This window comes from Streptomyces sp. NPDC046876 (genome assembly GCF_040645035.1).
GTDB lineage: Bacteria > Actinomycetota > Actinomycetes > Streptomycetales > Streptomycetaceae > Streptomyces.
This window is the reverse complement of the sequence record NZ_JBEYXK010000041.1, coordinates 15,212-27,851: the sequence shown is the minus strand read 5'-3', so window position 1 is coordinate 27,851 and position 12,640 is coordinate 15,212. Positions and strand designations below refer to the sequence as shown.

Here is a 12,640-nt window from a genome sequence, read left to right as displayed (position 1 = left end):
ATCCCTCCCTACGGCCTGCTGCGGGCCGCTGCAGCAGTAACGTCCCACCGATGGGGCTCAGGGGGAAGCAAGGGCACCCCGGCGGTGCGCGCCCTGTGACATGTTCCGTACACCGCTGTCACACTCTTCAGCCCATTCGATCCGGTCACAGCCGCTTAATGGAGGTGAAGCCGGGTTTCGGCGCGGCGACGGGCGCGGTGGTTCCCAAGGCCCTGCTGGGCTGGGGTGCGGCGGCTTCGGTGAGGCGGTCGAGGCGCTCGTAGCGGGCGCGGATGAGGCGGGCCCGTCCCTGGGCGCAGCAGAGTGTGCCGTGCGGGGCGGTGACGAGGTCGCGGTCGGCCTCGGCGAGGACGACGCAGGCCAGGGCGCGGGCTGGGTGGTCGGCAGGGAGCTGCGCTGCGGTGCGGCGGACGCCGCCGGCGACCGCGCGGGCGGCGCCGGTCAGCTGGAGCGCGATCCGCTGGACGTCCGCCGGCCGTAGCCCAGTCACGCCGGTCCAGCCGAGGACGCCCTTGGCCAGGTGCTCGTGGGTGGCGCGGTCGAGGGGGAGTCCGCCCTCGAGGAGACCTGCGGGGTCGTGCAGGACCGTTTGGGTGCTCATCAGGGCCTCGCGGGTGCGTCGTCGTGGCGGGGCGGTCCGTCTTCGGTGCGTGCGAGGAAGCGGGTGTAGCCGCGGTCGGCGCGGGCCGGCAGGCCCGGGGAGGGTCTGCCGTAGGGGCAGTTGCTCGCCGGGATGGGGCGTGGGGTGTCGCGGTGTGGGGGCATCAGGGCCTCGTTCGCCTGGTGTCCGATGGCGGTCCGGATACCTGGCGCCACGAGTGGGACGCCGAAGACCGCTTGCGTACGGTGACCACCCCCGACGGCACCGTATGGCGCTATGCGTACGACGCTCTCGGCCGCCGCACCTCCAAGCAGCGCCCCGCTACCGACGGCACGGCAGCGCTCGAACAAGTCACGTTCACCTGGGACGCCACAACCCTGTGCGAGCAGACAACGGAATCGTCGGAACTTCCCACTGCTGTCCACCGTGAAGTTCATGGTGCAGACCCTCGCCGCCGCCGGCGAACTCCAACGCGACCTCACCTACGACAGACTGCGGGCCGCCGAGGCCAAGGACAACAAGGACGCCGCCCGGCCGTCCCGGCCGACAACACCGACGCCGTGCGCACCGCCTACCTGGAGGGCAGCTCCGTCGCCTCCCTCGCGCGCGGCCACGACGTCAGCCGCGGCGCCATCCGCCCCGCCGCCGCCGCCAAGGACGCCCCAATCCCGGAGCTGCTGGTCACTCTCGATATGCCGGGCAAGGTCGCCGACTTCCTCCGCACGGCCGACCTGGAGCCCGCCGAGCGCGCCACGCTCGACCAGAGCGTGACCGTACGACGCGGCCAGGCCTACACCCTGCGTGTCAGTGCCAGCCCGGCGGTACACCGCCAACTCCTCGACCGCTGCCAGCCCCTCGACAACGCCGCGGCGATCCCGGCACAGCGCAAGGCCCGCCGCGAGTACGCGAACCGCGTCAGCAACCTCGACCAGTAACCAAGATCACCCCGTGGCGGGTTTCTGGCGTATCCGGGTCATGCCCGCTCCGCCGCCGGACGCCGACGCGGCGTCCGGACTCCTGTCGGCACATCTCCGCTCCTACACCCAGGGCCTGGGGCTGGATGGCGCTGTCAGTGCAGTTGCTGGGTGCCGGAGCTGCTGTGGATGAAGACGGACCGGGTGTCGGTAGAGGGGTAGCTCTCCTTCAGGGTGAAGACCTGGGGTGTGCCGCCTACGGGGGTGTCCGGGGCCTCGAAGTACAGGACGTACGTCTTCGAGGTATCCGTCTCGCTCTCCAGCTGGAGCCAGCCCTCGACGTCGGCGGCCGGAAAGGTGCCGGTCGCGGTGATGGTGGTCTTCGCGGATGTCTGCTGGAAGGCGAAGGCGGCAGTGCCGAGGTCCAGGCGCTTGCGGGCACCGTCCTTCCAGCGCTTGAAGAGCGTGACCCATTCCTCCGGCCACAGTCCGCCGGTCTCTGTGGGCGGCATGTCGCTCTGCAGCCGCTCCAGGATGTCGTCGGCGTTCGCGACGACATCGTCGTAGTCCCACAGGTCGACTGCGAATCCCATATGGGCCTTGTCGGTGGCGCGGAACATGGGCCGGATATGGAGCTCGAACACGGGCGTGCGCATGCTGGCCGTACACCTCCATCAGGATAATGCTGTTCAGCGTGGTATTCCCGATCAGCTCGGGTGTTTGTCGTGGCTCGCCCGTGGCGTGGGGAGGGCATGTACTGAGTGTCACCAGGGTGATCTGGCCGCTGTCGTATGCTCACGGGTCGTCGGAGCCGTTGCTGTGCAGCGCGGCCTGGGCCTGGGAGTCGCAGCCGGTCAGGTCGCCGCATCGGCGCCGGACGTACGCGCAGAGGGTCGAGCGCCTGGACGTAGTCGCTCAGCTCTCGCGGGCTCGGGGAGTTGATGCCCACTCGGCACGCACCACAGCACCACCTCCAAGTTGACTCTCCCTATACGTACCAGCAGGAGCGCCATGGCGTCCGTCACATCTGCGGCGTGTCCGTATGAAGGGCCATTCGCATGCTGTGATGCCGCGATCGGGTGAAGCGCCAACGCGTTTCGCGCGCGCACCCCCTGACCGACCTGCTGATCGGATACGGCTTTCTTGCTGTCTACACACAGAGGAGAGGCGTGACGTGGCCCAGGTCCTGGAGTATCAGAGCAATGCCATCGTCGAGCTGATGGGAGTCCTGCCCGCGGAGCGCGATGCGGAGTGGCTGAAGAACTCCCTTCAGCAGGCGATCATGGTGGAGATCGCGACCATCGGCCCGTACGCGAGCGCCCTGTGGTCGGTCAAGGAGCCGAGCGCGGCGATCGCGAAAGACATCCGGGAAATCATCTTCGACGAGATGACCCATATGGGACTCGTGTGCAACATGCTCACCACCATCGGAGGAACGCCGATCCTCGCTGATCCAAAGGTGGTGCCGAAGTACGAGCATCCGCTGCCGGGCGGCGTGCGTCCCAATCTCCTCGTCTTCCTCGAAGGTCTGTCCAAACAATCGGTCGAGATGTTCTCCGAAATCGAATGCCCAGAGCATCCGGTCGCCCGGTCCGGCGGCTCCGCGACCATCGGGGCCTTCTACACCGCAATCGCGGAGGTGTTCGAAACTCAGCAGCATCTGATCAGCGGCGACCGGCAGATCGAATTCTCCCTGGAGAGCCACGGCCAGGGCAACAAGATCGTTCCGCTCGACACCATCGAGAAGGTCCGAGCAGCCATCGAGATCATCAAGGAGCAGGGCGAGGGCACCTCCGCCTCACCCGAGAACCCCTTCCCCGGCACACCCGGGGAACTGTCGCACTTCTACGTCTTCCGGGAGATGTTCCACGGCAAGAAACTGATCAAGGTGTCGGAGGACCCGGTCAAGTGGGACTTCAAAGGCGACGACATCCTGTTGCCCCCGGCCTCCCCCATGGCGAGAGTGCCCGAGGGCGGGTGGGCCAACAGCGGGCCGAACGCGCCCACGCCCGAAGTTCAGCAAGTGCTCAGCGCGTTCAACAAACAGTTCAGCACAATGCTGCGGACACTGGAGGCAGCTTGGCAGACGGGTGACTCGGAAATGCTGCCCGCGGCGATCAACTGCATGCGCAAGATGCGTGCAGAGGCGCGGAAGCTTGTGCAGATGGAACTGCCGGACGGCAGCGGCAAGACCTACGGCCCGGAGTTCCTGTACGTCGAGGGGTGAGCGACCCCGTTCCCCCCTGCCAAGCGACCGCGTGGGCTTGGGGGCGTCGACGGAGGCGAGGGTGGCCAGGTCTTTGATCTCGCGGGGATCAAGTTCGGGCTGGAAGGCGAAATCGTACTCGTTCAAGGTCTTGTGGTGCGGCAGCTCGGAGAGCAGCAGGCCCTGGCGGAAGCGGCGGTCGCCGCGAACGGCAAGCTCTTCGGCCAGGACGAGGTCGCGGAAGTCGAGGTAGCCCAACTTCGCGTCGTCTGCCCTGCTGGCGTACTGGGCCAAGCCCTCGGCCTGGTGGGCGGGGCTCCTGCGGGGTGGGGTGGGTGAAGGGTCGTGTCCCGGTCAGTTCGTCATAGACAGAGAGAGGTCTGCGGCCGGCCTCGAGGCGGACGGCCGCGGCCCGGTTGAGGAGAGCCGGGCCTACCTGTTCCACGGCAGGGTCACCCTCGCCGCGATCTGGCTGTGGCTACACCAGTGACTGTTCGGCGGTGCCACTCGGATTCGCCATGGACTACAGCATGACTGGGCGGTTGTCGATGGTGTACTCCTTCGCCACATTGCAGAGGCTGGCACAGTCAGGACACTCCGCTGTGCCGAACAGGTAGCTGATTCCCCTGGCCAGCGCGTCCTGGCCGTCGCGGAGGGTGGTCTGATGCATCCACCGGCCCGTTCCGGCGAGCTCCGTCTCCACCGCGGGCCGGAGTTCGCGCCGGATCTCCTCCGCTCCGTGCCACACCTGCGAGTAGCACCCGAACTGGCCGATGGCGATGGTCATCCATGCTCCGCAGTGGGGACAGGTGACGTGATAGATGTCGTCCGTGAACCCCTCCAGGGCATTCGCCCAGTGGTACTCACCCGCAACCGCGAGCAGGGCACGGAAGGACACGAGGTAGTCGGCCGGGCGCAAGCGCAGGTGCTCATCGAGCACCCGGCCGAATTCCGCGATGGCGCCAGCGCAGTCTGCCAGCAGATCGTCGTGGCCGTGTCGCCCGGCCGCCCGCTCAAGGATCTTCCCTGCCAGGGCGCGTGCCTCGGTGCTGCGTGGCGCCAAGCGCACCAACTGCGGCAGGGCGGCGAAGCCGGCCGGGGACACTAGGTCGTGCTCCAGGACCAGTCGCCATCCGAGTTCTGCCCACGCATCGGCGTCATCCTGGACCTTCACCCGCTCCAAGAGCTGAGGTATGCGCTCGACCTCGAATCTGCAGTCCCGCACATGTGCCCAGTTCACCACCCCGGTATTGAACCCTCCCGATGCAACCCGGGACAGTCCGCGTCGGCAGCGCCTCACATCAGTGCCCCCCGAGCGATCCGTCGGACAGGCTCCAAGAGGTCCTACTGGTCCGTTCCACGCCCCACCGGTAGACGCCGAGGCCGGAGCCGTGCGGCACGCCGCAGCGGGCGATCACGTGGCGTCAGCGTGCGAACTTTTCGATGGCCTCCGGCGTGACGGGGGTGAAGAAGTTGACGAGGTTGCCGTCGGGGTCGCGGAACAGCAGCGACCGGTTGCCCCAGGGCATCGTGGTGGGCTCGTTGACGAAGTCGGTGACGAAGCCGGTCAGGTTCTGGTGAACGCGGTCCACGTCGTCGACGAGGAACTCGGTGATCACGCTGTGGTTGTCCGCCGGCCGGGCAGAGCCCGGGGCGAACAGCGGGACGGTGCGGGTGCCGGCGATCGCGAGGGTGGCGCCCGCGGTCTGGAGTTCGGCGAAGTCCTCGGTGGCCCACGCCGCCCGCGCCCCTGTGGCTCGCTCGTAGAAGTCGACGAGGCGTGCGACGTCGCTGGTGATGATGCGGATCGAGACGAACTCCATGGGAATCTCCTTGGCTGTGCTGGAGGCGTGCTCGTCGCAGGCTAGGAGAAATAGTGGACAGAATCGGTCCTGTATTCGCGTTAGGCTGCCAACATGCCTCGTCCAACCGGCCGCGTGCTGACACTCCTGGAACTGCTGCAGTCGGGCGGCACCCGGACGGTGGCCGAACTCGCCGACCGGCTCGGCGTCGAAGGGCGCACCGTGCGCCGGTATGTGGACCAGCTGATCGACCTCGACGTGCCCGTGGAATCGGTGCGCGGGCGCTACGGCGGTTACCGGCTGGCTCCCGGTTGCCACTTGCCTCCGCTCATGTTCAGCGACGACGAGGCGCTGGCCGTGCTTCTCGGCCTGGTCGCGGGCCGCCGAGCAGGGTTGACGACGACGGAGCGCACGGCAAGCGAGACGGCCTCGGCGAAGATCCGGCGGGTGCTGCCCAAGCGCATCGCCCGTCGGCTCGACACCCTCCTGGAAGCCCTCGCCTTCACGGATCAGACCGGCGAGTTCGACACCCCGGACGCCGGGGTCCTGCTCACGATCGCCGATGCGGTGCGCCACCACCGACCGGTCTCGATCCGCTACACCGACCGCGACGGACGGCGCAGCGAACGCACGCTGCACGCGTACGGGATCGTCGCCCATGCAGGCCGGTGGTACGTCACGGGCAAGGACGCCCAGATCGGCGAGGACCGAACCTTCCGGCTCGATCGCATCGCAGACGCGCGGACCCTGCCCGGCTCATTCGAAGCGCCAGTGGGTCCCGGCCCGGCACAGCGCGTGTTGTCAGGGTTCGCCACGGCCGAGTACCGGCATGAGGTGACCTTGAGGATCCACGGGACAGTTGAGCAGATCCGCGCCCACGTTCCGGCCAGCGTCGCGAGCCTGCAGGAGCACGAGTCCGCGGCCGGCGAGGACCGCGCGACCGAGCGCTGGCTGCGCGTCGAGCTGCGGGCGGAGCGGCTCGACTGGTTGCCCCCGGTACTCGCCTCACTCGACCGGCCGTTCGTCATCGAGCGCCCCGATGAACTCCGCGACCTCGTCATCGCGCTCGCCGATCGCCTCAGCTCCTACGCCGCCGAGCCTGACCGCGAGGCACCAATGTCATGAGATGGCACAGGGTGTATTGATCACGAGCGTTGTCAACGCCGGCCTGGTCTTGATCATGGCGAAGACCTCCGGTGTGGTGGAGGTGTCTAGGCTCCACACCACATACGGAGGTCTTCGTGTCCCACCGTAACGCCCGGCTGACCGTCCACGGCAGGCGGATCCTGGTCGCACGTGTCGTCGCCGGGCGTCCGATCGCCCACGTGACGGCCGAGAGGGGAATATCCCGGCCCACAGCCCACACATGGGTCCGCCGGTGGCGAGCCGAAGGCAAAGCCGGGGCTCCACGACCGCTCGAGCAGGCCCCGCACGACCCCGCACCGCACGCCCGCGGCGGTCGGGAACCGGGTGAGCCGGCTGCGGACCGTCCGCAAGCTCGGTCCGGCCAGGATCGGACCGGTCCTCGAGCTGCCGCCCTCGACCCTGCACCGCATCCTGGTCCGCCACGGCCTGACAGGCTGGCCTGGCTGGACCGCCCGACCGGACAGCCGATCCGCCGCTGCGAACGGGCCCGGCCGGGCGAGCTGGTCCACGTCGACATCAAGAAACTCGGCAACGCCCCGACGGCGGCGGCTGGCGGGCGGTGGGCCGCACGGCCGGCGAGCGCAACCGCCAGGCCATCACCGACCAGCGCAAAAGCACGACCTGCTGGTGGGACGCCGACCGAAGGGACTGACCGTCACCGGCCATGGCCAGCCCTTCCGGATCGCCGGGCCACTGCCCAATTCCGCACTTTCCATGGACCTCCACATACGGCTCTGGGACGGTTACCGCCACTGCCTCGACCACCCGCAAGGGGCGGCAGCGGGCTACTTCACGTAGATCTCGTCGAGGGTGTCGATGACCCCTTCCGCGTTCAGGTGGTAGCGGAAGGGGAGGCCCTTGTCCGGGTGGGTGTCCAGCCAGGAGGTCAGCTCGCTGGTGGAGATGGGCTTGCCCATCACCTCCGAGGGGAGGATCGGCGCCGTCGCCGTGATCTTGGCCTTCTCCGAGATCTGGATGTACGTCCACGCGCCCGACGGTTCGAAGCGCCCGGGGCAGCCGTACGTGCCGTGCTGGACGATGAGGTTGGTCATGCCGCCCTCGGGCGTGTAGCGGTGCACGGCGATCGTGTCGGGCGAGACCGGCATCCTGTGGTCGGCGCCGCAGGCCGGCGCGGAGGGCGGGGCCGGGGCGGGGGGATTCTTCCCCCCTGAGGTGGAGGTCGCCGAGGGCTTGGGCGCCGCGCCGGTCTTCGAGGGGGCCGGCACGGCGGTCGTGGCGGTGGGCGCCGCCGGTGCGGCCGCACTGGGCTTCGCGTCCGGTGCGGCGACCTGGTCGTCGCCGTTCTGACAGGCGCTCAGCGCCAGCATCCCGCACACCGCGAGGACGGCCATGGCCGCCTGCCCCCGTACCGCTCTCATGGTCTTCTCCCTCTACGAGTTCCGCCGTCGCGCAGACCGTAGCCCCCGGGATCCAGCCGGGGCGACGGCCGGACGCGGTTCGTCACCGGGCCGGGATCGGCTTGTTGCGGAGTACTGACGTCCGGCCCCGTGCGGCGGACGTCCGTGCCGGCCACCGGGTCGGGGAAGTCGACGTGTCGGCGGCGCCAGTTCACGACCGCGGCCCGGCCCACCCTGGCCATCCGCGCCACATCCGCCAGAAACAGCCGGTCGCCGCCCGGGGCGAGTGGGTACAGGCTGGCGAGCGGGGAGCGGCGGCACGCGCGGGCGGTGCGACGGCCCGCCACTCCACAGAGGGCCGGACCACCTCGAGGAGCGCGACGTCCCGGCGTCGCGCAGGGGGACCGTGGTCTCCGGGCCGAGGGGCACGTGCCGGTCGAGGAGGGCGGGCAGGTCCCGGCTGCGGGTCAGGGCGGCCACCTGGTCCGGATGGACGTCGGGGAACTGCCGGTCCCCACCGAGGTAGACCAAGACCCGCCTTCACGAGGCGGCCGACCGCCGAGGCGGTCGCCCTCGGCCGGAGGATCGGCAGCGGCACCCCAAGGCCCTCCGTCAGACGGTCCGCCGCCACACCGGCAACGATCGGGCCCCGCCGGGCCGCGCGCACCTGCTCCGGATCGCAGGCCTCCACCGCCGCCCGCGACCCAACCCCGGACGGGCGTCTGCGGGCCGGCGGGACCAGGCCCGCGCCGACCGCCCACCGCCAGGCCGCCAGGCCGCCAGGCCGCCAGAGGCACTCGCAGCCGGGCCGCGGCCTGCCCCTCGTCGTAGCTCTCACGTACCGAACGCACCACGAACCGCACCCCAATCGCGCATCGAATCGCACATCTACGCGTACGCGAGGGCCGGATTCACTCTTGCGGGGGACTCGAAGCGGGGTCCGGCGCGCAGCCGTGCCGGCCCCCGAGGGTTGCGTTCGCAGCGCGGTAGGGGCGGTCAGCCAGCGGCCGCGGCGAGGCCCTGGCCGAAGGGCAGGACGTCGCTGGCGGTCATGTCCAGGCGGATCCGCTGAAACCTGAGCGGGTGCCGGAAGACGCCCTGGCCGTCCGCCAGGACGCCGCAAATTGCACCCCTTCGAAGGGGCGGCCCGGGCCGGCCGCGGCGAGGTGCTCGCCGACCTGCTGCGACACCTCCGGGCGCAGCGGTACGGGCCGGCCGACCGCGCGCAGCCGGCCCGCCTGGTCGAGGCGGCCAAGGACGAGGAGCTGCGGGCAGCGGGTCAGGGTGCCGGTGACGGCGCCGATGACGGCCGCGGTGCTGTCCCGGCGGCGGACCTTGGTCCACCCGCGACGCGGTCCCCTCGACCCCGGATACGTCCGTCCGCCCAGGACTCCAGCCACTCCTGCGCCTTGGGCAGGTCCGTCGTCGTCGGGACAAGCGTCCACGGGGCCGTCAGGGCGTAGTCGATGAACAGCGCCTCCAGAAGAGCGCACCGCTCGGCGTAGGGCCGTTGCAGCAGCTCCTCGCTGTCCAGCTGCAAGACGTCGAAGGCCGCAAAGTAAGCCGGCCACCGACCGGCCAGGGCCCGGGCGCAGCGGGGGCGGGCGGTGGCCCGGCGCTGCAACGCCTCAAACGACAACCGGCCCGCATCTCGTCCCACCTGGCTAGCTCGCCATCGAGGACCAGGCCGTGCGGCAACTGCTGCTCGGCGGCCGCCACCAGGTCCGGCCACCGGTCTTGGACCAGCGCCCCGCGACGGGTGTGCACCACCGCCGTGCCGCCCGGACCGGCCGCGGTGAACAACAGGGCCCGGTGTCCGTCCAGCTGCTGCTCATACGCCACCCCCCGCCCGCACCGCAGGCGGGCCCGGCATGGCTTCCCCAGCCTACGCCAGCATCGGCTCCACCGGCGGCCTCAGCGCCACATGCGCTACTTGATGATCATGTCGTCGTAGGCCTGGTGCCAGGGGCCAAAAATTCTCTGCTCATCCTCCACTCCCCCAGCCCCCGGGGCCGCCAGCCCGCCGGGACGGCCGCGTCGGCTCAGGCCACTGCACGGGGCCACCTACTGGGGCCAGCGGTATGCCCTGCGTCAGGCCCAAGCCCAAGGGAGGACGGAGGTACAGCCGAGTGGTGCGCTGTTCGAGGGCCGGCTGAGCCGCCCCCCACTTGCCGCTGGTGGGTGTGCACGGGTCAATGGCAGAACGGCGCAGATCGGTGTCCCCGGTCGCCTCATGAGGCGGACGAGAGCTGGGAGCTGTGGCTCATCGGTTTTCCGGCAGAGGAAGGCGATAGGAATGACGGCGGTGTCCTCGGCGGGTACGGTGCGGGACGCGAACCAGGTGCTCCGGGATGCCGAAGCGTTGACGCACCCGGCGCTGCGGGCCGCGGTAGAGGGGCTGCCGGTGGGGATCCGGCATCCGGTGGGGGTGCATTTCGGCTGGTGGGACCAAGCGGGCACCGAGCTGGAGGGTGGGCGGGCGGGCAAGGCGGTGCGCCCGGCGCTGGTGCTTTCGGCGTGTGAGGCGGTGGGCGGGGTACGTGATGCGGGGGTCGCGGCGGCGGTGGCGGTGGAGCTGGTGCACAACGCCTCCCTGCTGCACGACGACATCATCGACGGAGACCGGCTGCGCAGGGGGCGGCCGGCAGTGTGGGCCGCGCTGGGGGTGCCGGCGGCGATCCTGGCCGGGGACGCGTTGTTCTTCCTCGCCGTCCAGACGGTCGCCGGGGCTCCGGGGCCGCTGGGCGCGGCGGGGCCGGGCATGCTGACGGGCGCGGTGCAGGAGCTGATCGACGGCGAGTACATGGACACGCTGCTGGAGGACCGCGAGGTGGCGTCGGTGTCGGTACCGGAGGTCACGGCGATGGCGCGGGGCAAGACCGGCGCGCTGATCGCCGCCTCGTGTGCGCTGGGGGCAGTGGCAGGCGGCGCGGATGGGCAGCAGGTGGAGTGTCTGAGGGCGTTCGGGGTGCATGTGGGGGCTGCGTTCCAGCTGATTGACGACGTGCTGGGGATCTGGGGTGATCCGGTACGGACCGGCAAGCCGGCCGGGGCGGACTTGGCAGCGCGCAAGAAGTCCCTGCCGATCGCCGCGGCGCTCGCTTCCGGCTGTGCGGCGGGGCGGGAGCTGGGCCGGCTGTACTCCGGGAGCGAGCCGCTCGGCATGGCGGAAGTGGCGCGGGCGGCCGGCCTGGTCGAGGAGGCCGGCGGGCGCAGCTGGGCAGTGCGCGCGGCAGAACGGCACACGAGGCAGGCGCTGGAGGAGCTCGCGGCCGCGCGGCCTGAGCGGACCGCGGCAGCCGAACTGCGGGCCTTGGCCCATCTGGTGACCAGCCGTGACCACTGACCCGGCCGGTCACGCCGGTGGCGGACTGCACGGTGGGCTCCGCCGTCTTCTCGTCCATGTGTGTGTGGGGGGGTGCGGACCGAGGACTGGCCGTAGCGCAGGGCTGATGGCTGTCCAAGTACCGGAGTGCGTCCCACTCCCGATATGGCAGGAGGAACAATGTCTGTCTCACCGTCGGCCGTCTCCCGAGGCGAAGACCCGGACGGTCCTCTGGCCTTCACCCTCCCGGTCCTGACCGTACGACTGCCTGCACCGCGCCTGCACCCCGCCGCGAGGCAGGAGACGCGGCGCACCGCCGACTGGTGCCGGACTCACCTGCGCTGCATCCTGCCCGACGACGACGCCCTGGATCTCTTCATCGCCGAGCACGCGGAGTGCTTCGCGCTGTGGTGCTACCCCGACACCCCGCTCGAACGCCTCGGCCTGATCACCGACCTCATGCAGTTCTTCGGAGCCGTCGACAACGTGCTGGACAACGTCCGCGCCACCGATCGCACCGGCTCCACCACCCGGGCCCTCTTGGAACCCGTCCTCGATGCGCTGAAGACCGTCTCTCCCGATGATGCCGCCACCTGCACAGCCCCCGACGTCCTGCGGGAGCTGCTGGAGCTGATGACCCGGTTGCGCCAGCACCTGAGCCCGCGCCAAGGCGAACGGCTCCTGCACGCCGTGTCCGAATATGCCGACGGGTGCATGCAGGAAGACAGCCTGCGCGCCGCGGGCACCGTGCCGGATTTCGACACCTACCAGCAGGTGCACGGCAGCACCAGCTTCCGCGGCCTGGTCATGGTCCTGATCGAGTACGCGCTGGGCCTCGACGTCAGCTACGCGCTGGCCACCTGCCCCGCCCTCCAAGCCACCGTCGACGTCGCGATCCGCCACGTCCTCCTGGTCAACGACCTGTTCTCCTATCGCCGCGAACACTTCCACGGTGATGCGTCGATCAACCCGATCACGATCTTCCTCCAACAGCCGGGCGAGAACCTCCAGGGAGCTGTTGATCGGCTGAGCGCACTGATCCTGGCCGCCGAACGCGATCTGTACGACGCTCGTGCCGCCACTCTGGCCTCACCCGCAGCCACCGAACCCGCAGTCATCGCCTTCCTTGAGGGGCTGGAGATGTTCTGCTCCGGCTACCTGCGCTCGGTCTACCTCGCCGGCCGCTACAACGGCGTCGGTCACACCTGGAACGGCCTCACCTCCGGAACAGTGGTCCTCCACCCCGACCGCACCGAATACCTGCCCTGAACAGCCGGAAGGCCGGCTC

11 protein-coding genes and 4 pseudogenes are annotated in these 12,640 nt (G+C 70.0%); 7 read left to right on the top strand and 8 right to left on the bottom strand.

The genetic code is table 11. The annotated features are described in order from the left end of the window. Positions 1-145: 145 nt before the first annotated feature. Positions 146-601, bottom strand: a complete 456-nt coding sequence (locus ABZ924_RS21700) for a restriction endonuclease (protein ID WP_361912073.1) — start codon at positions 599-601, stop codon at positions 146-148. A gap of 23 nt (positions 602-624) precedes the next feature. Between ABZ924_RS21700 and ABZ924_RS21695 the strand changes: the two are divergent. Then, positions 625-912: pseudogene (locus tag ABZ924_RS21695) on the top strand (RHS repeat domain-containing protein); the annotation flags it as partial. Positions 913-1,161: 249 nt separating this feature from the next. Then, positions 1,162-1,536, top strand: a complete 375-nt coding sequence (locus ABZ924_RS21690; protein ID WP_361912152.1) for a resolvase — start codon at positions 1,162-1,164, stop codon at positions 1,534-1,536. 134 nt (positions 1,537-1,670) lie between these two features. Here ABZ924_RS21690 and ABZ924_RS21685 read toward each other — a convergent pair whose 3' ends face one another. Next, positions 1,671-2,171: a hypothetical protein gene (locus ABZ924_RS21685; RefSeq protein WP_361912071.1), complete on the bottom strand. Its 501-nt coding sequence runs from the start codon at positions 2,169-2,171 to the stop codon at positions 1,671-1,673. Between the two features lie 518 nt (positions 2,172-2,689). Here ABZ924_RS21685 and ABZ924_RS21680 point away from each other — a divergent pair. Further along, positions 2,690-3,742, top strand: a complete 1,053-nt coding sequence (locus ABZ924_RS21680; protein ID WP_361912068.1) for a ferritin-like protein — start codon at positions 2,690-2,692, stop codon at positions 3,740-3,742. Between the two features lie 42 nt (positions 3,743-3,784). Here the strand turns inward: ABZ924_RS21680 and ABZ924_RS21675 are convergent. The 3 genes and pseudogenes from ABZ924_RS21675 to ABZ924_RS21665 all read right to left on the bottom strand — a co-directional run. After that, positions 3,785-4,030: pseudogene (locus tag ABZ924_RS21675) on the bottom strand (ATP-binding protein); the annotation flags it as partial. Positions 4,031-4,244: 214 nt separating this feature from the next. Continuing rightward, a complete protein-coding gene (locus ABZ924_RS21670; protein ID WP_361912065.1) occupies positions 4,245-4,904 on the bottom strand; it encodes a hypothetical protein in 660 nt (219 codons plus the stop codon). Between the two features lie 241 nt (positions 4,905-5,145). Next, positions 5,146-5,544 carry a VOC family protein gene (locus ABZ924_RS21665; protein WP_361912062.1) on the bottom strand — a complete coding sequence of 133 codons (399 nt, stop codon included), beginning with the start codon at positions 5,542-5,544 and terminating at the stop codon, positions 5,146-5,148. A 93-nt stretch (positions 5,545-5,637) separates the two neighbouring features. On the opposite strand from ABZ924_RS21665, the gene ABZ924_RS21660 reads away from it, so the two are divergent. Together ABZ924_RS21660 and ABZ924_RS21655 are read left to right on the top strand one after the other, a co-directional pair. Then, on the top strand, positions 5,638-6,648 hold the full coding sequence (locus tag ABZ924_RS21660) for a YafY family protein (protein ID WP_361912059.1): 1,011 nt from the start codon (positions 5,638-5,640) through the stop codon (positions 6,646-6,648). A 116-nt stretch (positions 6,649-6,764) separates the two neighbouring features. Beyond that, positions 6,765-7,282: pseudogene (locus ABZ924_RS21655) on the top strand (leucine zipper domain-containing protein); the annotation flags it as partial. Between the two features lie 172 nt (positions 7,283-7,454). Here the strand turns inward: ABZ924_RS21655 and ABZ924_RS21650 are convergent. The 3 genes and pseudogenes from ABZ924_RS21650 to ABZ924_RS21640 all read right to left on the bottom strand — a co-directional run. Then, positions 7,455-8,048 (bottom strand): hypothetical protein, encoded by a 594-nt coding sequence (locus ABZ924_RS21650; protein WP_361912056.1) that lies wholly within the window; start codon positions 8,046-8,048, stop codon positions 7,455-7,457. A gap of 1,028 nt (positions 8,049-9,076) precedes the next feature. Further along, positions 9,077-9,427 (bottom strand): hypothetical protein, encoded by a 351-nt coding sequence (locus tag ABZ924_RS21645; protein ID WP_361912155.1) that lies wholly within the window; start codon positions 9,425-9,427, stop codon positions 9,077-9,079. 50 nt (positions 9,428-9,477) lie between these two features. Further along, a pseudogene (locus ABZ924_RS21640) lies at positions 9,478-9,687 on the bottom strand (ATP-dependent DNA ligase); the annotation flags it as partial. A 636-nt stretch (positions 9,688-10,323) separates the two neighbouring features. On the opposite strand from ABZ924_RS21640, the gene ABZ924_RS21635 reads away from it, so the two are divergent. Together ABZ924_RS21635 and ABZ924_RS21630 are read left to right on the top strand one after the other, a co-directional pair. Beyond that, positions 10,324-11,373: a polyprenyl synthetase family protein gene (locus ABZ924_RS21635; protein ID WP_361912053.1), complete on the top strand. Its 1,050-nt coding sequence runs from the start codon at positions 10,324-10,326 to the stop codon at positions 11,371-11,373. 159 nt (positions 11,374-11,532) lie between these two features. Next, a complete protein-coding gene (locus ABZ924_RS21630; RefSeq protein WP_361912051.1) occupies positions 11,533-12,621 on the top strand; it encodes a hypothetical protein in 1,089 nt (362 codons plus the stop codon). Positions 12,622-12,640: the final 19 nt, after the last annotated feature.